The sequence below is a fragment of the Enterococcus sp. E4-223 genome, assembly GCF_035727065.1.
Classification (GTDB): domain Bacteria; phylum Bacillota; class Bacilli; order Lactobacillales; family Enterococcaceae; genus Enterococcus_B; species Enterococcus_B faecium.
In genome coordinates this window covers 63,641-88,338 of sequence record NZ_JAPMLH010000001.1, presented here as the reverse complement: position 1 = coordinate 88,338, position 24,698 = coordinate 63,641, and the positions used below count along the sequence as shown (strand labels likewise).

Below are 24,698 nucleotides of genomic sequence, written 5' to 3'. Positions count from 1 at the left end.
TGTTAATCCCCCATATTGAACGCATTTGTCTTTTTAAATACCAGCAATGACACACAGATAACGATGATGGAGATAATCAACGTGATGGCTGAAGCCATAGAATATTGCGGAGAAGTTCCAGTCGTAAGTTTATAGATCCAGGAAATAAGAATATCAGTAGAACCAGCTCCTCCGCCTACGCTTCCGGGCCCTCCATTGTTAAATAGGTAGATCATGGAGAAATTATTGAAATTCCCCGTATACTGTGTAATAAATGTTGGTGCTGCCACTAGAAATACAGCTGGAAGTGTGATATTTGAGAAACGTTGCCATGCATTTGCTCCATCGATTTTTGCTGCTTCATACAAATCTTCAGAAATCGACTGTAAAATCCCTGTAACCATTACATAGATATAGGGAAATCCTAACCATCCTTGAACCAAGATGATTGCCACTTTCGTCCAGTTCGGGTCCGTTTTCCAAGAGATTGCACTGATATCTACAAAAGGAAGCTGGTTTATGAAAGGAATCACTTGAGTATTGATGGCTCCTACGCTGTCGTTGAATATATTCGAAAAACTCATGATAGTAATAAAAGCTGGGACCGCCCATGGTAATAAGAAAATGATACCGAAAATACGTTTGAATTTAATAAATTTCTGGTGAGCAACAACCGCTGTGAGAATACCAAGGGTGATTTGCAAAGTTGTTGCACATAAAGTCCAAATCACGGTCCACGAAAAGACTGCAAAAAAAGTATTACGATATGAGCTTAAAAAGAAGATACTAAAAAAGTTTTTAGCCCCTACCCAATCAATCAAACTGGCTGGTGGAATATGATTGAAGTCATAATTAGTAAATGCAGTGAACAATGTAACTAGGACTGGGAAAATGATCGTAAAAATCATGAGAAGATAAGCGGGAAGTGTCAATAGATAAGGAAAACCTTCATCACCTATATTATGTATGACTTCCTTCATCGTCCGATTGATTTTTTTGCCCTCTTGACGCATCTTCGCTACTCGATAAGCGTCTAAAAGATTCAAACCGTAAAAAATCAAGAAAATGATTGTAATGATGAATTGCAAAGTGCCTTCAATCAAAATAAATAATGAATGATCTTCCATTGGTATACTTCCCAAAGTAACCAATCCTACCAATGCATGAAATCCGCCCAGAAGCATCTGACCAATGAATAGGACGAATATGGCGAAAAAAACGATACCTTTAAAAGCTTGGCCATTTACAAACTGCCCCATCCCTGGAATAAGTGAACAAAGCGTGATTTTTTTTTCGTTGATATTACTTGTTTTATCTTGCTGCATCTGAATACCCCCTCTAAACTTGCTAAACCGCAAACTGCTTTTAAGATAATGGCAAGAGCAAGATAATTTTCCATCTCGCTCTTGCCACTTTTATCTGAAGCACCTGTTCCATTTTTTATAAAAATGGACGGTTATCATTTTAATCAGTATTTTTGTTCTATGGCTTCACTGATTGTTTTTACTGCTTCATCTGCGGATTCTTTTGGTGTTTTTGAACCTGATGCTGCATCGAACATCAAGTTTTCTGCACCTGTCCAAACTTCGCCCATTTCTGGGATGTTTGGCATCGCTTGAGCTGTTTCATATTGTTCAATCACAGCTGTTGTTAATTCATCGTTTTTAGCCTTTGCTGTTTCCCTAGCTTGTTGGTTTGCAGGGATTTCATTTACCATTTCAAAGAATTTTTCTTGATTTTCCTGATTCGTTACATAATCAAGCCATTTTTGAGAGAGGTCTTTGTTTTTAGCATAATTGCTGACTACCCATCCTTTTCCTCCGCCAAACGGTTGATAAGGCTGTCCATTATTTAGAGTAGGAATTTTGGCTACACCATAATTGATATTGTTTTCTTTGTATGTTTGCGCTTGCCATGGACCGTCAATGATTGCTGCAGTTTTATTGGACATGAATTGCTGGCTGGCGAAGTCTCCTGCACTTTTTATGTCTTGCATTCCCTTTGGCCAAACATTTTTGAACCAATCTGTTGCATAAGAGATTCCTTCTACAGCACCTGCATTATTCAAACCGATATCTGAAGGATTTGTGCCATCATCACCAAATACATAGCCACCGTAACCTGCAATTAAACCATAGGAATAATAAAAGTCAGTCCATTTAGCTAAAAATCCTGTATTTTTTCCTGCTTCTGACTCAAAAGCAAAACGACTGTCTTTGGATAGATTCTCCAAATCTTTAAACGTTGATGGTGCTGTATCGACTAAATCTTTGTTATAGTACAAAACAAGGGTCTCGATTACTGCAGGTTCTCCGTAGATTTTTCCATCATAAGTCACTTGGGCTTTGTCTGTTTCATCGTAAGCTGCTTCATTTCCCAGTTTTACTTCCGCCAGATGTCCTTGCTGTCCTAACGCACCGATCCGGTCATATGCTGCCATCATAACGTCAGGTCCCTTTCCAGAAGGCCCATCTAACGCTAATGATTCCAACTGATCGAACATGTCCTTTTCTACTAGCTTGATTTTCACATCGTTTTCTTTTTCGAAAGTGTTTTTTATTTCGTTTATATAATCTTTATATCCAGAATCAACGGAAACTGTTAACGTTTTTCCTTCATCGGCTTCCCCTTCTGCTGAAGAGTTACCATTGCCACAAGCCGCTAATCCGCCTAAGATTCCTAAAGAGATTAACCCTAAACCCAACTGTTTCACACTTCTTTTTTTCATCTTCATTTCCTCCTGTGTATTCAACGTACTGTTACACCCTTATTATAATGGGCACAAATCTTCATTTGCAAACGCTTTCTTGTTGTTACCGGTAACAGTTTTCAACACATGATCAAAAATCCGTATTGTCGTATCTCTGCTTTCCCGTCTTCTAACAACTGACAATTTTGACTAAGAATCACCTCATTTTCCTGTTCTACTACCCAAGGTTCTTTTGACTGATTAAAGTAAACATAGATGATCTGTCCCTCTAGTTCCCGTGTAAAATAGAGCTTATCTTCACGATCATTTACTATTAGCCACTGAGTAGAACCTTCAGAAATAATCTTAGACAACTGTTTCCTTAGAGAAACAAGTTCTTTTATAAAACCGAATAGCTCTAGATCTTGTTCCTCCTTCTCCCATATCATACATTTGCGGCAATCCGGGTCATCTTCACCAGTCATCCCTATTTCTGTCCCGTAATAGATACAAGGAGCCCCTTTTTGAAGAAACATAAAGGCCATCACAGACTTCATCAATTCTTTGTTACCTTGGCAAAGGGTCAAGATCCTGGCAGTATCATGAGAATCTAATAAGTTGAATGTTCCTTCGTTCACCTGATCTCTGTAAAGCATTTGCTGATGATTCATTCCACTGACCATTTGTGAAGCTGTGATTTTCTTTTTTGCAAAATAATCTTTAATCGAATCTGTAAATGCATAATTCATCACTGCATGGAATTCATCCCCTTGCAGCCAAGCTTGAGAGGAATGCCAAATCTCTCCAAGGATATAGATGTCTGGTTTGATTTCTGTAACTGCTTCTCTGAATTTTTTCCAAAAATGATGATCGACTTCATTAGCAACATCAAGACGCCATCCATCAATATCGAATTCTTTTATCCAATAAGTTGCGATATCCAGCAAATATTTTTGCACTTCTGGATTTGCTGTATTTAGTTTCGGCATGAATGGAGTAAAAGCAAAAGTATCATATGGGATATTTTCAGCAGTTTCTGGTAAGTCAGTCATCTGATAAGAATCTACTGGGAAAAAACGGATGTGGAACCAGTCTTTATAGATCGATTTTTCTCCGTTTTTGAGAACGTCTTGCCACTGTGGTGAATGGACACCCATATGATTGAATACAGCATCGAACATGATACGTATCCCTCTTTTATGTGCTTCATCAATCAAGTTTTTTAAAAGTTTTTTATCGCCAAAAGCGGGATCCACCTCATAATAATCAATCGTATCGTATTTATGATTGGATGTGGCTTTAAATATGGGACAAAAATAGATGCCATTGACGCCAAGGTCCGTCAAGTAATCCAAATGATCCCTCACACCTTGCAAATCTCCCCCGAAGAAGTCTTCTCGGTCTGGATCTTTACTTCCCCAAGGTAAAGTGTGTTCGGGGTCATTTGCTTTGTCCCCGTTTGCAAATCTTTCGGGAAAAATTTGATACCATACTGTTTCTTTTACCCATTCTGGAATAGTGAATCGATCGATTTGATGAAAATAAGGTATTCGAAAATAAAAATTTGGTTCAGTAATCACATTTTCTCGATAAGGAAAAATTCCTTGATCACCGTAAAAACAGTCCGTGTTATCTTCCCCAACAACATGGAACGCATACTGTAAGCGCCTTGTTTCGCTCGTCACTTCAATTTCCCAATAATCATGAACATTGGTACTTAGACATTTTTTCATTGGTCGTTGTTTTTGATACCATTTTTCAGTTGTTATGGTATATGGATCTCCACAAAGCACATATACTTTTTTGATATCATTTTTCCTAGTACGAAGCCGAATACGAAATCTTGTATTCGTATATAGAAATGCATATTCACTTTCCGGTCGATGATAAATTGCAGCTGTATCCATTGATTTCCTCCTTGTGTTTTAATATGACGTCATCACTATAAGTGATAGAGAAACAAAAGACAACGCTTTCAAAAATGTTATCGGTAACAGTTTTTTGATACCGAATTTTTATTTTTTAAACTTGCCAAATAGATAGACTTAAAACTTTTAAAAGTTTTAATCTACTTCTTGTACTATTTAGTGTCCTGAATTTATCTTAAGCGATCAATTTCTCCAATTTTCTAAAGTAAAAGTTTTTTAACAGTTTTTACCGTAGAAGTATATTCTAGAAGAATGAAACATAATAATTTAGACTAGCCTAATTTTTTTATTAATTAAAGTTAACTTAAGGTGAAAAGTAAGTTATAATAAGATAAGAGCATTATTAATGAATTAAGGAAGTGGATAAATGAAAGAAACGAGACAATTTATATGGACATACATTAAGATTATTTTTGCCCTCTTCATATTAGGAGTCGCTATCAATATGTTTTTAGGGCCTCATCATATTGCTGCTGGAGGTGTCAGCGGTCTAGGAATATTACTGGAAGCTGCTTTAGGATTTGACCGAGCTATAGTTATTTTAGTGTTGAATATCGTTATGTTGGTACTAGCTCTTCTATTTTTAGGTAAAAAACCCTTTTTTAAAGTACTTTTCGGAAGCTTGGTTTTTCCTTTAATCATTGCAATAGTTCCAGAAACAATGATTACTTCAGATCGGTTGTTGTCTGTCATTTTTGGAAGTGCGATTTTTGCTTTAGGAGTTGCGATTTTATATAAAAACAACTCTTCTAGCGGCGGTACGACGATCCCTCCCCTCATTTTTAAAAAATATTTCCACTTGAATACTTCGATTGGCTTATTTTTTACAGACGCATTCGTTGTTTCTCTTAATCTGTTTGTTTTTGGAATAGAAGAGTTTCTTTATGCTATTTTATCTATTGCAATCACTTCAATTGTCATGACTTATATCGAAACAGGTATCAATCGAAAGAAATCTGTTATGGTCATGAGTGAACATTATTTGGAAGACATCCGCCTTCGCTTAAGTGCTGAGATTGGACGTGGCCTTACCCTGCTAGAGGCAAAAGGCGGGTATAATCGAAAGTCAAAAGAGGTTTTATTGATCGTTGTGACTGATCATGAATTTTCCCGAATGAAACCATTGATAGAAGAAATCGATCCAAGTGCCTTTGTCATTGTCAGCAGCGTAGCAGAAGTAATGGGACGCGGATTTACTTATCATCCAATCGAATGAGTTGGTAAGTAAATTCGCTATTTTTTTGAATGCGTTTTCTTTAACTGGTATAATAAAAGAATCTAGTAACTGTTCGACTGAAAAGGAGAGGAGATCTTTATGCATAAAGGAACGGAAATCGATTTTGTATTAAATGATAGTTTGAAAGCACTAGAACTGTATCAAACAATCTTTGATGAAATACAACTGATTGAGGCAACAGATTACCCTAGAGGCAATAATGAAGTCATTTTTACCTTGTATGGCACGAGATTCCATATGCTGGATGAAAACACGTCTCTTGGTTTGACTGCTCCTACTGCTGAACATCCAAATACGATCTGGTTCAATATCATCGTCTCTGATATCGAGGACACACATAATAAAGCATTACGAAATGGCTGTGTAGAGATTCAAGAAATGACAGAAATGATGGACTTTGGTGTGACTAACTCAATGTTCAGAGATCCTTTTGGTTATTTATGGATGCTTCATCAGATCCATCGTGAAGTAAGTTTTGAAGAAAGAAAACAACTTTTTGAGAAATATATGTAATGTTTATGATGAGATTAGTTTTTGTCTCTGATATTTTTTGTATATGTTTGCTATTCGAGAAAGCGCGTCTGTTTCATGTGCTTTCTCTTATTTATCTTATGCCAATCCATTTCTTTGCTTTTCACAATTATATTGTGTAAAATTCAATTGTACAAAATATAATTAAAGGTGGTAATTTTATGAAAAAAATGTATTCTACGAAAATGATCAACACAGGCGGACGCTCTGGAGAAGTTCATAATCCCGATCGTACATTCGAATTGAATATTGCAGCTCCTGGTAAACGCGTCGAAAATGCAACCAACCCTGAACAATTGTTTGCAGCTGGTTTCAGTGCATGTTTTAACAGTGCATTAGAATTGATCAAACAGCAAAAAAATATCTCTGGGGCTTCTACTGTCAGTGCACAAGTTTCCCTTTATTCAGAAAGTGAAACGAGCTTTGTCTTAGGTGTAGAGATTGAAGGATCTATCGAAGGTCTTTCTCTGGAAGAAACGCAAGAATTATTAGAGGCAGCGCATAAAGTGTGTCCGTATTCAAAAGCTACAGCTGGAAATATAGAAGTTACTCTGAAAGCAGTTAGTGAATAGACTTTTTTGTGTAAATCCGCTATGATACACTATAGTAAAACAGCGGAGGTGGAAAAATGGAAGATCTATATTTAGTTAATCAAGTATGTTTTCCTTTATATGCCGCCTCTAAGGAAATCATTAGACACTACACTCCCCTCCTCAAGCCGCTGAATCTTACCTATACCCAGTATCTTGTGATGTTAGTTTTATGGGAAAAGAAAAAGACTTCAGTGAAAGAGCTAGGAAATGATTTGTGTCTGGATTCTGGTACGCTGACTCCCTTACTAAAAAAGTTAGCAGAAAAAAATTATATTAATCGTCAGCGTGAAACGGGTGATGAAAGAATCGTAAATGTTACGCTGACTCCTCAAGGTGCTGCGTTGCAAAAACAAGCAGAAGGTATTCCACAAAAGATCAAGTCTTATCTTCCACTTGAACAGGAAGAATTGGATACACTGCAACATCTGACCCGAAAAATGCTAGATAATTTTCATCAAGACCAGAAAAAGGGCTGAAACTGCTAGATGAACGATTTTATGAGGAAAACCAACTCATAAGATAACGTCATTTAGCGGTTTTTCTTTTTGCTCTTTCTCTTTCTTATTTTCATATTCCATCATATAATGAATAACGTGTTTATTTTTTGTTATTTGGAGGTTGTCGATTTGACCGTTTATCAGCGTTTTTTGGCGAATGAAAAAATACGCCGTCTCACTGTTTTATTATTTGTCGTTTTTGTTCTTTTCTTAGTTAGAAGTATGATTACAACCATTTTGCTCACATTTATCTTTACTTATTTGATGATTCATCTTGTTCAAATCATTCAGCGATTTGTCCGAATCCCTACAGGTGTTTTAGCTATCATGATTTATACACTGATCGTTTACCTTATCTATCTGGCATTCACAAAGTATATCCCGATGCTTATTCATCAAACATTTGACATGATCCAGTCCGTTATTGATTTTTACGAGCATCAGCCAAAAGATGCAGATCCTGTTTTACAATATATCCATACTTATATTGAGCGAAACGATTTTTTTGAACAGCTTCAAAATGGCGCTTCGATTGCGCTTGGCTATTTACAGGATATAGGAAAAATGGCAGTGGCGTTTGCTATGTCATTCATCTTAAGTTTCTTTTTTATGATTGAAAAGAAAAAAACAATTGTATTCTCAAGATTGTTTTTAAAAAGTGAATTTTCTTGGTTCTTTCAAGATATTTACTATTTTGCCGATAAGTTTGTCAATACATTTGGTTTGGTATTAGAAGCTCAATTTGTTATTGCTCTTTTAAACACGTTGCTCACTACAATCGCCTTGGCTGTATTTGGCTTTCATCAGCTGCTGAGTTTAGCGATCATGATTTTCATTTTAAGTCTGATCCCAGTAGCAGGTGTTATCATTTCTTGTATTCCTCTATCTTTCATAGCTTATTCCCAAGGAGGCATCCGAGATGTTGTTTATATCCTGATTACGATTTTGATTGTCCATCTAATTGAGTCTTATGTGCTGAATCCGAAGTTGATGTCCAGCAAAACAGAACTGCCGATTTTTTATACATTTGTGGTCTTACTTGTTAGCGAACGGTTCTTTGGCGTTTGGGGCTTGATTGTCGGCATTCCGATCTTTACCTTCTTTTTAGATGTATTGAAAGTGAAAAAGATCCCGAACCATCTTCCAAAAGAAACAGATATCCCTTAAAATAAATATGAAGAAAGATAAAGTATGAACGACCCCAAATATCAGATTTCAATCTGGTATTTTGGGGTCGTTTTCTGGATATTTCTTTTTATTTGAAAAATGCGTTCACAGACATTATTCAAATGTTAGAGAGATCTGTTTTTTTTAAATCTTTTTGCAGAAAGCATTGTTGCTATACTTAATAGAATGATTCCGCTCCACAGTATAACTTTGTTTTGTGACTCTCCGGATTTTGGTAGCTGTTTATTTTTCGTTTCAGGACTAGCAAAGGTTGTATCCTTGCTACTTTTTAAGGTTTCAGCTGATTGGGCGCTATCAAATATTCGTGATTTTTTATTCAGCTGCTCTTCATTTATTTTTAGAATTGCTAGATTTGATTTTTTACTCTCTTTTTTTCCATCCTCTTGAATTGTTTTTTTGTTTATTTTTTCTGGTATTCCTTGGTCTCTTGCGTCCGTATCTGGTTCTGGAGTCACATCTGGTTTTTCTTCTGGGTCTACATCTGGTTCTTCTCCAGGTTCTATTTCCGGTTTCTGTTCTCCGTCTGGATTTTCTGTAGGCGGTACTTCTGGCTTATTTTCATTTTCTGGTTTATCTGTTGGTTCTTCAACAAGATCTCCTCCTGAGTCGATAGCTGAATCTTGCTCAATTGTCTGCCGCTGACTATACGGCGTTAAATGATGATGATCGTTCGGTAGTCCATCTGATACCTTGACAGTAAAAAGCGCTGGTTTTAACAAGTCCTGATTTAATGTAACGGTGAAGGTAAATATCGCTTGCTTGTGTTGGATAGTCAAAGTGTTCTCGTCATAGCCAATCGACAAAGCGGGATCAACATTCTCAAATGTAACAGCTGATTGTAGTATAGGTGCTAGGTCTCCTGAATAGTCAATTTTTGCTTTGATGGTCGCTGTTTGTCCTTTTCTTAATTTTGCGACTCCTGAAAGGTAATTCGATTGACGTTGGCCCACTTGGTTTCTGTCCATTTGGCTGTTTCTATCTCCTCTGTGTGGACTGTCTGATTTATAGTAAGCGATAAGCTTAAGGCTGCAAATGTTGATATTAAGATGGTTGAATATCTCATAACTCTCTCACTCCTTGATTTTTTTGTATGCAAGAAATAAGATAGTAGAGATTCTACCTATATGTTTACTGTTTTTTTGTCTAAATTTATGAAAAAAACAGTAATATTTTCAAGTTTTAACAATTTAAGTAAAAAGGAGCCTCTTTCATGTAAACTCAAGAAGCGATTAAAACGTTTCTCTTGAAGAAAAAAAGCAATACAAAATTAGATATTTTTCTTTTCCTATCTGAACATCGTTTCTTTATTACTACACAATATTTAGCAGATCATTTCCATATGTCTGAATCAAATTTTTTACTATACATCAAAGAATTAGAACAAGACTTTGAGCGTCTCAATCTAACAAAACTGCATATTGATAAGCAAAAACCTTTCTTAAAGTTGAATTTTGAAGGAATTGATCCGGCTTACTGCTACTATCGTCTATTTGGAAGGTACTGCAACGAATCAGTCAGTTATCAGATCTTGACTTCTTTGTTCAGCTGTCAGACAAATTCGATTATCAGTTTAAGTCAGCAAACAAACTATAGTGCCTCTTATTTGTATACGAAAATGAAAAAGATTAATGCATTTTTAGCATTGTACGGTTTGTCTATCTCCTTTTCTAATAATGGCAGAAAGTCTTTTTCTGGAAAAGAGGTACAAATTCAATATGCAGCATTAGATATTTATTGGAACATCTTTTCAAGTACTGCTACAGAATTTTATGATGAAGATCCGCAAGTAGTGGCTTTTATGATGAATACTTTTTTTAAAAAAGAAGTACTTGACCGACTAAATAGCGGTATGATAGATAAATTATATTTTCTATTAAAAATATGTAAAGAGAATTTTCCTGCAACTTCTGTGAAAGACGTACAAAAAGAATTCACAGAGTATGAATATATTGACTTTTTTATTGATCCCTCTGTAGATATTTTGCGACCTAATCTGCCAATTTGTCGCGAACAACGCATCTTAGTGAATATTTTAGCTCGACTTTCTATCACGAAAATCGAATCGGAAGAAACAAGCTTGGAGCAATACAAACTTTTAAAAAAAGCAAACGTTCCTCATGTTCTTTATTCAAGAGAAATGGTGGAGTCCTTTTGTACTGTATTTGATTTGTTTATACCTGAAAAAGAAAAGATTCTTTACTCATTGGCATTCGCACGAAATAAACTTTATAATGGATTTCTTAACTTCAATCAACCAAATACGCCCCTTCCTACTTTCATGCTTTATCAAGAACATAGCGTGTTGAAAGAAGTCCAAACCGCCATTGAACAATTTTATATGGATTTCAGAGAACAAAATCAACACTTGTTACCAGTTATTTTAGAAAAGGAAAATGTGCAATGGATGGTTGAAGACCTAGTACATTTGTATGATCGCTACAAAAAACAGCCGCGAATTGTGATTGGTGTGAACTATACGCGTGATTTTTATATCAGTAAAGATCTGATCGTTAAGATAGAACAAATTTTTTCAAATGAATCGATCAAAATACAAAATGATTTTATGGAGAACTGCAACATCGTTATCAGCGACTGCCCTTTGAAACAATTGCCTTCTCATATCAAAAAAATCTATATTTTAAAAGGAATCATCACACCAGAAGACTGGAAAAAAGTGATTATGAGGATCTCAGAATATATCTTTGAATTAAAAGAAGAAGCACTCATGGATCAATCGAAAAAAGAAAATCAAGTTACTTCCTAGACCAAATAAGATACATAAATCCGAATGCTTATTAACAACCTCCGGATTTATGTATCAAGAATTTGAACATCCTTCTTATTTACATAATAAAATTATAGTTTTTTTCACTAATTATCTTTACTATTGTTTCCTTTTTCGATTGCTTCCCATAATCCATTTAGATAAACAGCACCTAATGCTCGATCATATAAGCCGTATCCTGGTCTTCCTGTCTCATTCCAGATCATTCTTCCATGATCAGGACGGATGTATCCGTTAAATCCGTTGTCATACATTGTTTTTAGTATGCGGTACATGTCTAATGAACCGTATTCGGATTTATGCGATGCCTCATAGAAATCTCGATTAGCTAAAAATTTAATATTTCGAACATGTGCAAATGGGATTCGATCTCTTTGGCAAAATTCTGCTAAAATCCCATATACATCATTTTCTGGATCTTCTGCAATACTCCCTGTACAAAGAGTGATTCCGTTATAAGGGCTGTCTACTATGCGGCACAACCAATCTAAATCTTCTCGATTCTTTACGATTCGAGGTAATCCAAAAATCGAGTATGGCGGATCATCTGGATGTACAGCCATTTTGACCCCTACCTCTTCACATGTTGGGATGATTGATTGGAGAAAATAGGCAAAATTTTCTCGAAGTTTTTCTTCGTCTACTGATGCATAGGCTTCAAGCAAGGATTTGATATGAGCTAAGCGCTCAGGTTCCCATCCCGGCAATTCAAATTCATTGCTGGAATGTTCGATGCGCGCGACGATTTCTCTTGGATCATCTGGAATATCATCAGATATAAAAGCTAACGTGGATGAGCCGTCTTCTAAGCGGTAGTCAAGGTCAGATTTCACCCAGTCAAATACAGGCATAAAATTATAGCAGATGACTTCTATTCCATATTCTGCCAAGTTTCGGATTGTCTGCTTATAGTTTTCGATATACTGCTCACGGGAAGGTAATCCAATTTTAATGGCATCATGCACATTGACGCTTTCAATTACTTTTAGTGTTAACCCACGAGACTCAATTTCTTCTTTTAGTTCTTTGATCCTCTCCCTAGGCCATACCTCTCCTACTGGTATATCCATCAATGTGCCTACAATCCCTTGGACCGCAGGAATCTGTCTGATTTCATCTAAGGTAATCTTTTCTTCTTGTGATCCGTACCATCTAAAAGTCATTTCCATGATAAATTTCCTCCATGTTCTTGTAAGTAATCCTGTAATGTATTTCGTACGGCATTTGGTCCTGCTACCATCTTGATGAACATTTCTTCTATTTTTCTGCCAAGCTCTGCTTGGTAAAGATCTACACCAAAAATTTCTTTATTTGACAAAATAGGAGCCATTTTCTCATGAATATGTGATGTATCTTGCGTACCCAGTTGAATATCGGAAAGCTTATGCTGAAGGTCTGTCAATAGTGGGTCTGGACTCGGGATGAATGGTTTTCCTTGATCATCAATGCCAATAAGGTATCGAAGCCAAGCAGCGAGAGTCAATGGTATGAATACAAGTGTCTGCGGGTCTTTAACTTCTATTTCCATATATTTTTTAATCGTCTCACCATAACGAATCGCCACCTTTTGAGAGGTATCCGTGGCGATTCGCTGAGGCATATCAGGAATATTTGGATTAGAAAAGCGCACAGTAATTACTTCTTCCAGAAAGATCTTTGGATCAATGATACCTGGAGACTCCACAACTGGGAGGCCTTCATTGTACCCGATTTCAGAAACTAGCAGCGATAAATCTGGATCTTTCATCTCCTCAGCTATGCTCCTATACCCCAGTAAACAACCCATAATAGCTAAAGACGTATGCAAAGGATTAAGGCAAGTCGTCACCTTCATCGTATCTGCTTTATCTACCGTTGCACGATCAGTCAAGAATACCCCAGCTTTTTCGAATTTCGGACGTCCATTGGGAAAATGATCTTCCATGATTAAATAATGGATGTCCTCTGTATTGACAAATGGAGCAATATTATTTCCTTTTGCGGTTTGGAAAATCGACATATTTGAAAAGCCCTCTTTTGCCAACATTTTGCTAACTGACAAGGAAGGATTCGGGGTGATACGATCAATCATCGTCCATGGAAACGCAACAATTTCTTCATTCGATAAGTATTGGATAAATGTATTTTGTACATGACCTTCCTTTTGCCATTCTTTTGCGATCGTTAGCAAAGAAGTACGTAATTGACTACCGTTTTGTGAAAAATTATCTGTAGAGACAAGTGCAATCGGCCAAGCTCCAGATAAAAAACGTTTATAAAGTAGCGCAGCAAGAATACTCATTGTATGTGATGGCTTCTTTGGACCATTTTTTATATCGACTGCAATCGGTCCTATATATTTATTATTTGTATCTTTCAATCGATAACCTTTTTCAGTAATAGCAAAAGTAACTAATTGTAAACTAGGATTTTCAAAGTGTCGAATCATCTTATCAAAGTGTTCAGAACAATCTGGATGACAATACAGACTGTCAGCTGTCGCAGCTAATATACGTTTGACGAACTCTCCACTGCTTGGCATGACCACTTCAAGAATCAAATCATCAAAATCTTGGTAAGCCCTTTCAATTATTTCTTCATCGAATGTTTCACAAACAATGACACCAGTGGACAATTCGCCTAGATCCGCTAAACGTTGAGCGATTTCTGCATGAAATCCTCGATAAAGATTTCCGCCACCGAAATGGATCCAGACAGGATTTTTTTGTCCATTTTCTCTTAATGATGCACGGTCAAAATGAGGTATTTCTACTTCTTTTTGAGATAATTCAGGAATAAAGTTCCTCCAGTTGTTTAAATCAATCATTTTTCCCCTCCTAAACTAACATATTAGTTTTTGTATTCAAGTGAATTTTATGCAATAAAAATCGCTATGTCAACCAAAATTTTACTATTTATACAAATTTCCTAGTTAATGTGACATATCAGATTATTTTTCAGACCTCTTCTGTTATACTACGTTCATAGAAATGATTTTGGAGGTATAAAAATGAAAAGCAGCTTGCAATCTCAAGCTTATCAAGCGATTCGTAAACAAATTATCTATGCTGACTTAGAACCTGGAAGGAAAATATCTGAAAAGGCACTGGAGGAACATCTTGCTATCGGCCGGACTCCCATTCGCGAAGCATTGATTCAACTACGTCAGCAAGAACTCGTGTATACGATACCTCAAAGTGGTACGTATGTTTCAAAAATTAATCTTGTTTCTGCAGAAAATGCTCGCTTTGTCCGAGAACAGTTGGAAGAGCAAATCATGATTGAATGTTGTTCCAAATTGGACACACAAACACGAATAGTGCTAGAAACGATTTTAGAAGAACAAGAAAAAGCAGTCAAAATAAATGACGAACGCGCTTTTTTCCGTGCAGATAATTTATTTCATGAAGCTTGTTTCGAAATTGCAGGAAGAAAAGAAGTTTGGAACTGGTTAGATGACCATAATACCCATTTAGAACGTTTCCGCTGGTTACGAGTGACCATTCAGGGGCTTCCATGGGAAACGATCATGGAACAACATTATGATTTACTCAAGGCTTTAGTTGATAAAAAACCAGAAGAAGCTCGATTTCAAACGGGATTGCACTTACACATGATGCTGAAAGAACAGGAAACTGTTACTCAACGTTATCCCGAGTATTTCCAGCAGTAGCATTTTCTTGCGACCTCTTCTATTTTTATAATTAACCTTCGTTTTTGAGTAATCTTTATTAAATAACAAAATATCCATTGACTTTGCAACTCCAACTAAATTACAATAATTATAAATAAATAATTATTATTGGAGGTTTTACTATGTCATTGATTGGGAAAAAAATCGAAGAATTTAATGCACATGCTTATCATCAAGGAGAATTTTTAGAAGTCAGTGAAAAAGATCTTATGGGGAACTGGAGTATTCTTTGCTTCTATCCAGCTGATTTTACTTTTGTTTGTCCTACTGAATTAGAAAACTTACAAGAACAATACAGTACATTGAAATCTTTAGGTGTTGAAGTCTTTTCTTGCTCTACCGATACCCACTTTACTCACAAAGCATGGCATGATACATCAGATGCTATCGGTAAAATCGAATACGTGATGATCGGTGATCCGTCTCATCAGATTTCTCGTATTTTTGATGTTTTGGATGAAGAGCAAGGATTAGCTCAGCGAGGAACATTTATTATTGATCCAGACGGAATCGTTCAAGCTATGGAAATCAATGCAGATGGAATCGGTCGTGACGCTAGTGCACTGATTGATAAGATTCGCGCTGCTCAATATGTACGTACCCACCCAGGTGAAGTTTGTCCGGCAAAATGGAAAGAAAGTGGCGAAACATTGAAACCAAGTTTTGATCTTGTTGGAAAGATTTAGGTGGTGGATATGTTAGACAAAGAAACTAAACAAAATCTCGAACAATATTTAGCACTGATTGAATCTCCTATTGTTTTTTCTGTTAGTTTGGATACTAGTGAAAATAGTCAAAAACTAGCTGAATTTACGAAGGAAATAGCCGAAATGTCTCCTAAAATCTCTTGGGAAAAAAGAGATTCGATGCGAACACCTAGTTTTTCTATCAATCCAGTTGGCAAAGAAAGTGGAATCGTTTTTGCTGGTATCCCCCTCGGTCATGAATTTTCCTCTTTTTTACTAGCTATGTTACAAATTAGTGGACGGGCACCGAAAATCAGTGAATCTTTGAGTCTTAAAATCAAAAAAATAACACAAACATTGCATTTTGACAGTTATGTTAGCTTGACTTGTCATAATTGCCCCGACGTTGTACAGGCATTGAATATATTAGCTGTATTAAATCCAAATATTACTCATACGATGATTGAAGGTGGGATGTTCCAAAAAGAAATCGATGATAAAAAAATCATGGCAGTGCCAACTGTGTTTTTAAATGGAGAAGAATTTAGTAGCGGACGCATGACGATCGAACAAATTGTTGAAAAAATCACTGGCCCTTTGATTGAAGAAGAGTTGTTTGAAAAAGAACCTTATGATGTATTAGTGATTGGCGGTGGACCAGCAGCTAGTAGTGCAGCTATCTATGCAGCACGTAAAGGAATCCGTACAGGACTTGTCGCTGATTCTTTCGGCGGACAAGTCGTTGAAACACTCGGGATTGAAAATATGATTGGTACCCCTTACACAGAAGGTCCAAAATTGATGCAGCAAGTAGAAAGTCATGTGCGTAGTTACCCTATCGACATTATGATGAATCAACAGGCCGTTTCCTTAAATAAAGAGCAACATTTTATTAATATTGGCTTAGCTAACGGTATATCACTTAAAGCAAAAACCGCCATCATCGCGACAGGTGCGCACTGGCGTTCTATCAATGTACCAGGCGAAAAAGAGTTTAAAAATAAAGGAATTGCTTATTGCCCACACTGTGACGGCCCTTTATTTAAAGGAAAAGAGATTGCTGTAATCGGTGGTGGTAATTCTGGTGTTGAAGCAGCGATTGATCTAGCTGGGTTAGCAAAACATGTTTATGTTCTAGAATTCTTACCCGAATTAAAAGCAGATCAAGTTTTACAGGATAAACTAGTTTCTCTTGCGAATGTCACTGTTATCAAAAATGCAGCGACGAAAGAAATCAGCGGGTCGAATCAGGTCGAATCTCTCTCCTATATCGATCAACATACGAAAGAGTTGCATACTCTAGCTGTTTCAGGTGTATTCATTTTAGTCGGTTTACTTCCTAACACGGATTGGCTAGATGGAACAATCGAAATGAACCCAAGAAATGAAATAGTGACTGAGAAAAATGGCGCGACGAATATCCCCGGTGTTTTCGCAGCTGGTGATTGTACAGATAGTCCATACAAACAAATCATTGTTTCAATGGGTTCAGGAGCTACTGCAGCTTTAGGAGCCTTCGATTATTTGATGCGCACTTGAGCGATGAAGATTATACAAAAGACAGATAGAGGTTGTAAGCCTGCCGTTTCACTCCGAGTCACAAGGAACAATTTAATAAACAGTTTCCAGTTTCTCATGTTTGTTGAATATTTTGACTTGTGACCGAGGAGTTGACAGGACAACACCGTTCACTCGGAAAAAAGGATTGTGACAAGAATTTTGTCACAATCCTTTTTGTTTTTTTGAATAATCGCTTTTTCTTCTCTTTTTCTTATATACTATAAGTAGTAAATAGTTTAAAAAAAAGAAAGGTGACTGATTATGGCGCAAAATCGTATTTTTAAGACAAGTTTTGCAAGCGTTTATCCTATGTATGTAGCAAAAGCAGAGAGAAAAGATCGTACAAAAGAGGAAGTAGATGAAATCATTTGTTGGCTGACGGGTTATTCCCAAACAGAACTAGAATATCAACTACAAAAACAAGTGACTTTCGAACAGTTTTTTGCGGAAGCCCCTGCCCCCAATCCTTCTCGTTCTTTGATTACAGGTGTTGTTTGTGGTGTGCGAGTATAAGACATCGAGGATAACTTGATGAAAGAAATTCGTTATTTAGATAAAATGATCGATGAGCTAGCAAAAGGCAAAAAAATGGAAAAGATCCTCAGAAAATGATCTTCCTTAAGAAGCTCTTCTCCTTCACTCATTTTGTAACGTTTGATTTGGTAAAATGACTAGTTCACGTTAAAATAAGTCAAAGGAGGTTTTCTTATATGTTTGAGACGATTAAACAAAATATTCAAAAATACGCCTTATTAAGAGCTGCTGTTTATATTATTTCTGGGATTGCGATTGTGCTAAACCCTTCTGCTGTTTTTCATTTTATCGGTTATCTGATCACTGCCTATCTTGTTTTGCTTGGGTTGTTGAATCTTTTTGAGGCTTACCGTTTTAAAAGGAAAACAGGTTCTTGGAGTATCGGTCTGTTTAGTGGTCTTTTTTTCCTGATCTGCGCGCTGATCGTTTATGCTTTTGCACCTGCAATCGTTTCTATCCTGCCGATTCTTCTTGGATTAGCTGTTATCATCAACAGCTTGTTCCAGTTGTTCTTCAGCATGAATACAAAAGCTAAAAGTTGGAGTGTTTATAGTATTCTGTTGTTGATTGGCGGATTCATCTTATTGTTCAATCCATTCAAAAGCTTGATGGTTCTATTTCAAATATTCGGTTTCATCTTGATTTTCATGGGCATCCAGGAGATTATCAATTTCATCAGAATAAGAAAAATGACTATACGTTAATCATTTTTAGTTATTAAAATAGACCGTATAAAAACCAACAATCCAAAAAGATCTTTTTGATTGTTGGTTTTTTTGTGAGTATATTTTCCTATTTTTTCAATAATGTATGTTATGCTAAGTTCGGGCTATATTTTATACAAAGGAATGATGAGAATGGAATTTATTGGTATTTTATGCCTGATATTGATTTCAACAACGATTGGCTCACATATCTCGCGGAGATTAGGTATCCCAGCAGTGATTGGACAATTACTTGTTGGTGTTTTGCTAGGCCAAGCTGGATTGAATTGGGTCAAACCTGATATTCTAGTCCATGACTTTTCGGAGATTGGTGTGATCTTATTAATGTTTTTAGCTGGTCTGGAAAGTGATTTATCTCTTTTGAAAAAATATTTCCGACCTGGTATGTTCGTTGCTTTGCTTGGGATCATCTTCCCGGTTGTTTTTGGCTGGTTGACAGGCGAAGCATTCCAAGTTTCGGGAAATGAAGCGATTTTCTTTGGGATTATTCTTGCGGCAACTTCTGTCAGTATTTCAGTAGAAGTATTAAAAGAACTAAACGTAGTGAATACAAAAGAAGGATCAACAATTTTGGGTGCTTCTGTGGTAGATGACATTTTAGTCGTTTTAGTTCTAAGTTTCAGCCTATCTTTTCTAACGGGGGAAGCTTCTAGCAATGCTTCTTTACCGCTTGTTTTGATTGAACAGCTAATTTATTTTGTTTTTATTTTCTTATTAGTCAAATGGATTGCGCCTTTCCTACTTTCATTTGCAGAAAAAGTGTACGCAAATTCTTCTATTATCATCGTATCACTAGTTATTTGTTTAGGAATGTCTTACGTAGCGGATCTTGTTGGGCTTAGCTCTGTCATTGGTGCTTTTTTTGCTGGGATAGCTGTCAGTCAGACAAAGGTTAAAGAAGAAGTATACCACAATGTAGAGGCTTTAGGATATGCAGTATTTATACCAGTATTTTTTGTCAGTGTAGGATTAGAAGTTGATTTTTCTGACTTTAGTGAACAACTACTCTTTATTTCTATATTGACGCTTGTAGCGATTTTGACCAAATTGCTTGGAGGTTATTTTGGTGCTCAGATTGCCGGTTTTTCTCAACATAGTTCATTGATGGTCGGTGCTGGTATGATTTCGCGTGGAGAAATGGCTTTGATCATTTTACAAATTGGACAGCAAAGTCAATTGATCGAACCACAGTACTATTCACCTTTAGTTATCGTGATTTTATTAAGTACACTTATTTCTCCACTTGTTCTCAAATATTTTACAAAAAAAGTTTATGAAGTGTGAGTAAATCAAAAAGAAGTTGTGAAAGAGACATCGGGAAAACCGTTTATTTGAAAAAAGGACTGTGACGATAACGCCACAGTCCTTTTACTGTACTTAAAAAGCAATTTTTTATTGATAATTTTGGTTGAGGTATTGCAATAGTTCCGGTGCTCGTTTGGTTGCTGAATCATCATCTTCTTTATTTTCCAACATGCTGACCATCATATAACCTTGGTTATCAGGATTGAAAGCAAACAAGAAACTGTTCTCTTTCCCCTTTTCATCCTGTTTTTCTTTGATTTCCGCTGTACCAGTTTTCGCTGCCAACGGAATCCCTAAAGCAGAAAGAGAATGTGCTGTACCATTTACATCTTGCACAACTTCTCTCAGATCTGGCACGATCGTTTGTACTGCTGTTTCGCCGATGACATTCTTCTTATCTTTTGTCTCTTTATCTGCAATCAATTTAGGATAGACAAGTGTGCCATTGTTGGCAAAAACAGAATACATTGCTGCTTGCTGGATAGGATTAATTAGAAGTTCGCCCTGTCCATATCCAGTATCAGCTAGCAAGATATCTGAGTTAAAGCTATCTTCATTAGAAATTTGTGCTGGATTCATACTAATTGGCAAATCAAGGTCTTCACCAAAAATGAATTTATCTAAGCCTGTACGAAATTTTTTCTCACCCATTTTCAACGTTTCTTGTGCCATATATATATTATCGGAATAGATCAAAGCAGTTTTTAAGTCTACTTGTGATACATCACTGACACGCGTTACTTGATAAGATCCCCAAGAACTGTCTTTTTGCCATTTAAGCCCGTTGATCGTCAACACTTCATTTGGATCGATAGTGCCGTTTTCGAGACCGATTGCTGCTGTAATCATTTTAAACGTAGATCCAGGAGCATAACCTGTCGCAAATCGGCTGATGAATGGCTGTTCAGGATTTTCTTCATAAGCTTTGTAATCTTCTTGTGAGATCCCGTTTGTCATTTTGTTTGGATCATAGCTTGGAGAGCTAGCAAGCGCAAGAAGATCACCGGTTTTTGGCGTTGTCGCAACAGTTGATCCAGCTTTTCCTCCTAGACTGTCAAAAGCTGTTTTTTGTGCCTTCGCATCGATTGTCAATTTGATATCTTTGCCATTTTGAACTTCATGTTCGATCAGAACTTTTTTCTCTACACCGTCTGCATCTGTAATGCTTAATTTCCCACCTGTTGTCCCACGAAGATCCTTATCAAAAGCCATCTCCAAACCTGAGCGACCGATTTTTCCATTACTGCTTAATTCTGGATTCTTATCAATATCTTCTGCTGTGATATCTCCCACGTAACCAATCAGCTGAGCAGCTGCTTCACCCAAAGGATAATATCTGCCGTCTACTTCTTGAATGGTAGCTCCAGCTGGAAGTTCTGGCGTTGCTCCATCAATGATTTTCAATGGGACAAAGTAATCGGGTTGTACCCAGCTTTGTGAAATCGCCTGATTGATAGCATCTTCTGTTAAGTCGAAGGAGGAAGCAATCGCTTTGATATTGGCTGTTTTTTCGTCTCCATCTCCAAGTTTACTTGGAACGACTCCTAATTGTTTTAGTTTGCCTGTTGTTGCTAATGGTTCACCATTTCGATCTATAATATTCCCTCTTGCTGCTTCTTGTGTGGTCAGGCTTACTTTGTCATTTCCTTCCATTTCTGGAAAAACCAAGTTGGGTTGCCAGTTGATCGTGGTTTGACCATCATTTCTGTCTAATGTTCCTTTATAAGAAAGATCTTTCAATTCACCTAATGAGGTATTCATCTTTGCTTTATATGAAAAACTGTAAGTAGAATCGTCTTTTTTATCTACTTTTAGATTCGATATCTGAAGTCCTTTGACATCAGCAGCACCGTATATATTCTGGTATTTCTCTAAGATCTCTTTTTCAGATAATGCACTTTTATTTGCCGCCTTTTTTGATGCCATTTCTGCAGCTTTGTTATAATCTCCTTTGTTCAAAGCTTGGACAAATTGCTCAACCGTCTTTTCTCCAGCTTCTACTGCTTGGTTTTCTTGATAGTGCTGGTAGTAAAAATAACCGCTACCCGCAGCTGCTATTAAGATCACTGCGCCGGCAATATAAGCGCCTGTTCGATTTTTGCCGTGCTTGTCACTTCTTTTCATTTTTTCCTCCTTCTCTTGCTTGTCATTCCTTTATTTTCACTATTTATCCCTGTTTATTCTAACATAATAAAAGAAGTCAGAACATAACATAGATTGTTATTTCTAACTTCTTTTATTTTCTTTACTTAATTATTCAGAAATTTTTTGATTGCTTCTTGGTTTTTGGTCAAATCTAATTCCAGAACACTTCCGGAAGGCGTATTGTCGTTGAAGTCCCAACTGCCGTCTACTGGTACGGATAATGTATCGATCTTTTTATTATTGTCTTTGAGGAAATCCATACCACAATCCAGAAGCACACTTTCTGGAAGGTTCGTTTGGATACTACCAAGTAATTTCCCAACCGCTTTGGGTAGCTTGAATATTGAAGTTACGTCTTTCAGCTGCTGAGAGATAGCTTTGATCACTTGCTGCTGCCTTCTGATCCTCCCGAAGTCTCCTTCTTTGTCTTCCCGAAATCGAGCATACTGGAGTAAAGTATTACCATCCATCACTTGCTCACCTTTGTTTATATATACGCCATCTAAATCTAGAGATTTTTCTGCATCGATCTTGACTCCACCAGGAAACAGTTCATTAACGCAATCGATAAAATCTTGAAATGTGATACTTGCATAATAGGGAGCTTCAAATTTGAAATTTTCCTTTAATGTTTGATTTAATAAATCAACTCCCCCATAAGAGTAAGCTGCATTTATCTTATTCATTCCGTAACCTGGAATATCGACATATGAATCTCTCATGATAGAGATCAGTTTTGCTTGTTGTGTTTTCTGGTTGTATTGTGCAACCAGAAGTGAATCCGAGCGACCGTTTTCGTCTTTCGAACGAGCATCTGAACCAATCAAAGCCACATTTAGTGTGGTAGGGACACTTTTCGGCTCTACCTTTTTCACAGTTGAACTCTGTTTTGCAGACGAAAATCCATGGATAAACTCAATCGAAAAATAGCCAACTACTAATGTAAGCAGTAACAAAATAGATAATATGATTTTTTGAGATACTTTCATTGCGAATTCCTCTTTCTAAAAGAACCTCTCGCTTGAAAAATAAAAGATTGTACTTTATGATAATTCAAACTGAGAGTTTCTCAGTTTCTCTTTATTGTTTTTCAGGTCGATAGAGCGGCAACTCTTCGGCCTGTATCTTTGAAGAAATATTCAACGTGATTCCGATTCCTAAAGAAAGGATCAGATAACTTGTTCCTCCGTAGCTAATAAATGGCAATGGCACACCAGTCATTGGCATCAGCCCCGCGATACTTCCCACGTTCATTATCGTCTGAACGAATAGCAAAGTTCCGAATCCTAAAAGAAACAATCCAGCTTGCTGATTTTTACAGCGACTGCTTAAACAAAAGATTCTCATGCATAATGAGAACAATAAGAAAAGCACACACAATGCACCGATTAGCCCAAGCTCTTCTGTAATAATCGAAAAAATAAAATCTGTTTCTGTCTCTGGAAGATACCCTTTTTTTGTGATACTATTTCCTAATCCCCGCCCAAATATGCCACCATTATATAGTGCATAAAACGAATGGGTCATTTGATAGCCCGCACCATGACTATCGATAAAAGGATCTCTTAAAGTCGCGATCCTTTCATAAGCATGATTAAACATCTGTGGAAGCCAACCTTTATTTCCTAAATATAATACCCCGCCTGCTGCTCCAATCAGCAATGCAGAAAAAGTAACGATTAGATAGATCCCTTTTTTAAATGGAACCGCCGCTGCCCAAAATATGACCCACGCAATCGAAAGGATCATCAATGCTCCAGCAATCTTTGGCTGGAATAAAATCAGAAAAGTTATACCTACTGTAATCAGGAATGGTTTTTTTAGATCTTTTGGGCTACTATTTCCGTCACGAAAAAACCAGCTTAAATAAAAAATCAAAAAAAGATTTGCCAGTTCAGAAGGCTGGAATTGAATGCCAAACAGAGAGATCCAACGTTGTGCGCCGTTGACAGTGACACCGAATATCCCTATTCTTACTAATACTAAAAAGAAAATCGATAAGGCTAAACCGTATCCTGCTATTTTAGGGTGAAGTAAATAGTGTAGTTTGACTGAACGAGCTAAGAAGATCACGCTCCAACTCAAAAATATGAAAATTAGTTGACGTAATAATAGACTTTTTGTATTTTCATCGGCTTGCAATAAACGATAAGAACTGGCACTGTATACTTCTAAAAGACCGATCATGGACAAAGTCAAATAAGGACCCAAAATCCACCAATCGATCTTTTTTCTTTTTTTCACCGCATCTCCTCCTCACACAGCAATCCACTTGTCAGGTGAGGAGCGAGTTTGTCTCATCAAATAAGTCAGTCACAAAAATATAAAGAAAAGGTCAGAAACCTTTTCGAACAAGAATTCTGACCTAGCATCATCTCATCGTCCGAGTTTTAGCACTATACAACGTAAAGAAAACATTCTTAGCTATTGGAAAAAGCCTTAATCCGACAGTTTCTGTTTTACCCATTGGCGACTTTCGACGTTTCTGGGCAACAGCCTATGTTTGTATAGGAGCCTCACCTAACAAGGTTATTACTATATTCTATTTACGAGTTCATGATAGACTTTTCCTAATGATTAGGCAATGGAATTTGAAATGAAATAGTGAAATTTAACAATCTTTAATATTTTTTAGAAAAAAAT

19 protein-coding genes, 2 pseudogenes and 1 riboswitch are annotated in these 24,698 nt (G+C 36.7%); of the genes and pseudogenes, 12 read left to right on the top strand and 9 right to left on the bottom strand.

Annotation, left to right across the window (positions count from 1 at the left end; all coding sequences use genetic code 11):
• Positions 1 to 2: 2 nt before the first annotated feature.
• The 3 genes from OS139_RS00510 to OS139_RS00500 form a co-directional block, all read right to left on the bottom strand.
• Positions 3 to 1,304 (bottom strand): carbohydrate ABC transporter permease, encoded by a 1,302-nt coding sequence (locus OS139_RS00510; RefSeq protein ID WP_002331757.1) that lies wholly within the window; start codon positions 1,302 to 1,304, stop codon positions 3 to 5.
• A gap of 143 nt (positions 1,305 to 1,447) precedes the next feature.
• Positions 1,448 to 2,707: an extracellular solute-binding protein gene (locus OS139_RS00505; protein WP_002331756.1), complete on the bottom strand. Its 1,260-nt coding sequence runs from the start codon at positions 2,705 to 2,707 to the stop codon at positions 1,448 to 1,450.
• Positions 2,708 to 2,808: 101 nt separating this feature from the next.
• A complete protein-coding gene (locus tag OS139_RS00500; RefSeq protein WP_002331755.1) occupies positions 2,809 to 4,575 on the bottom strand; it encodes a glycoside hydrolase family 13 protein in 1,767 nt (588 codons plus the stop codon).
• A 388-nt stretch (positions 4,576 to 4,963) separates the two neighbouring features.
• On the opposite strand from OS139_RS00500, the gene OS139_RS00495 reads away from it, so the two are divergent.
• From OS139_RS00495 to OS139_RS00475, 5 genes are all read left to right on the top strand, one after another.
• Positions 4,964 to 5,812, top strand: a complete 849-nt coding sequence (locus OS139_RS00495; RefSeq protein ID WP_002288161.1) for a YitT family protein — start codon at positions 4,964 to 4,966, stop codon at positions 5,810 to 5,812.
• Positions 5,813 to 5,911: 99 nt separating this feature from the next.
• The gene (locus OS139_RS00490) at positions 5,912 to 6,346 is read left to right on the top strand and encodes a VOC family protein (protein ID WP_002331754.1); all 435 of its coding nucleotides are present in this window, start codon (positions 5,912 to 5,914) and stop codon (positions 6,344 to 6,346) included.
• A 179-nt stretch (positions 6,347 to 6,525) separates the two neighbouring features.
• Entirely contained in the window at positions 6,526 to 6,936 is a 411-nt protein-coding gene (locus OS139_RS00485) for an organic hydroperoxide resistance protein (protein WP_002288163.1), read from the top strand.
• Positions 6,937 to 6,992: 56 nt separating this feature from the next.
• Positions 6,993 to 7,433 carry a MarR family winged helix-turn-helix transcriptional regulator gene (locus OS139_RS00480; RefSeq protein ID WP_002311986.1) on the top strand — a complete coding sequence of 147 codons (441 nt, stop codon included), beginning with the start codon at positions 6,993 to 6,995 and terminating at the stop codon, positions 7,431 to 7,433.
• 108 nt (positions 7,434 to 7,541) lie between these two features.
• Positions 7,542 to 8,621 (top strand): AI-2E family transporter, encoded by a 1,080-nt coding sequence (locus OS139_RS00475; RefSeq protein WP_002288167.1) that lies wholly within the window; start codon positions 7,542 to 7,544, stop codon positions 8,619 to 8,621.
• Positions 8,622 to 8,746: 125 nt separating this feature from the next.
• Here OS139_RS00475 and OS139_RS00470 read toward each other — a convergent pair.
• Positions 8,747 to 9,705: pseudogene (locus OS139_RS00470) on the bottom strand (LPXTG cell wall anchor domain-containing protein).
• Between the two features lie 180 nt (positions 9,706 to 9,885).
• Here OS139_RS00470 and OS139_RS00465 point away from each other — a divergent pair.
• Complete coding sequence (locus OS139_RS00465) at positions 9,886 to 11,406, top strand: helix-turn-helix domain-containing protein (protein WP_002331751.1); 1,521 nt, start codon at positions 9,886 to 9,888, stop codon at positions 11,404 to 11,406.
• 107 nt (positions 11,407 to 11,513) lie between these two features.
• Here OS139_RS00465 and uxuA read toward each other — a convergent pair whose 3' ends face one another.
• Positions 11,514 to 12,596, bottom strand: coding sequence for a mannonate dehydratase (gene uxuA / locus OS139_RS00460; protein WP_325066762.1), 1,083 nt, complete (start codon positions 12,594 to 12,596; stop codon positions 11,514 to 11,516).
• On the bottom strand, positions 12,587 to 14,233 hold the full coding sequence (locus OS139_RS00455) for a mannitol dehydrogenase family protein (RefSeq protein WP_002331749.1): 1,647 nt from the start codon (positions 14,231 to 14,233) through the stop codon (positions 12,587 to 12,589). The genes uxuA and OS139_RS00455 overlap by 10 nt, the downstream gene beginning before the upstream one ends.
• Before the next feature lie 183 nt (positions 14,234 to 14,416).
• On the opposite strand from OS139_RS00455, the gene OS139_RS00450 reads away from it, so the two are divergent.
• The 6 genes and pseudogenes from OS139_RS00450 (at position 14,417) to OS139_RS00425 (ending at position 19,889) form a co-directional block, all read left to right on the top strand.
• The gene (locus OS139_RS00450; protein WP_002288176.1) at positions 14,417 to 15,079 is read left to right on the top strand and encodes a GntR family transcriptional regulator; all 663 of its coding nucleotides are present in this window, start codon (positions 14,417 to 14,419) and stop codon (positions 15,077 to 15,079) included.
• Positions 15,080 to 15,222: 143 nt separating this feature from the next.
• Positions 15,223 to 15,786, top strand: coding sequence for an alkyl hydroperoxide reductase subunit C (gene ahpC, locus OS139_RS00445; RefSeq protein ID WP_002331748.1), 564 nt, complete (start codon positions 15,223 to 15,225; stop codon positions 15,784 to 15,786).
• A gap of 9 nt (positions 15,787 to 15,795) precedes the next feature.
• On the top strand, positions 15,796 to 17,325 hold the full coding sequence (gene ahpF / locus OS139_RS00440) for an alkyl hydroperoxide reductase subunit F (RefSeq protein WP_025481624.1): 1,530 nt from the start codon (positions 15,796 to 15,798) through the stop codon (positions 17,323 to 17,325).
• A 282-nt stretch (positions 17,326 to 17,607) separates the two neighbouring features.
• A pseudogene (locus OS139_RS00435) lies at positions 17,608 to 17,958 on the top strand (DUF2200 domain-containing protein).
• Positions 17,959 to 18,056: 98 nt separating this feature from the next.
• Positions 18,057 to 18,584, top strand: coding sequence for a DUF308 domain-containing protein (locus tag OS139_RS00430; protein WP_002331745.1), 528 nt, complete (start codon positions 18,057 to 18,059; stop codon positions 18,582 to 18,584).
• Between the two features lie 153 nt (positions 18,585 to 18,737).
• Entirely contained in the window at positions 18,738 to 19,889 is a 1,152-nt protein-coding gene (locus OS139_RS00425; RefSeq protein ID WP_002298469.1) for a cation:proton antiporter, read from the top strand.
• 108 nt (positions 19,890 to 19,997) lie between these two features.
• Here the strand turns inward: OS139_RS00425 and pbp4 are convergent, their stop codons facing one another.
• The 3 genes from pbp4 to OS139_RS00410 all read right to left on the bottom strand — a co-directional run bounded on the left by pbp4 (position 19,998) and on the right by OS139_RS00410 (position 24,299).
• On the bottom strand, positions 19,998 to 22,034 hold the full coding sequence (gene pbp4, locus OS139_RS00420) for a penicillin-binding protein PBP4(5) (RefSeq protein ID WP_002331744.1): 2,037 nt from the start codon (positions 22,032 to 22,034) through the stop codon (positions 19,998 to 20,000).
• Positions 22,035 to 22,159: 125 nt separating this feature from the next.
• On the bottom strand, positions 22,160 to 23,044 hold the full coding sequence (locus OS139_RS00415; RefSeq protein WP_002325723.1) for an LCP family protein: 885 nt from the start codon (positions 23,042 to 23,044) through the stop codon (positions 22,160 to 22,162).
• A 91-nt stretch (positions 23,045 to 23,135) separates the two neighbouring features.
• Positions 23,136 to 24,299 carry an FtsW/RodA/SpoVE family cell cycle protein gene (locus tag OS139_RS00410; RefSeq protein WP_325066761.1) on the bottom strand — a complete coding sequence of 388 codons (1,164 nt, stop codon included), beginning with the start codon at positions 24,297 to 24,299 and terminating at the stop codon, positions 23,136 to 23,138.
• Positions 24,300 to 24,423: 124 nt separating this feature from the next.
• Positions 24,424 to 24,590: riboswitch (M-box (ykoK) riboswitch) on the bottom strand.
• Between the last annotated feature and the right edge of the window lie 108 nt (positions 24,591 to 24,698).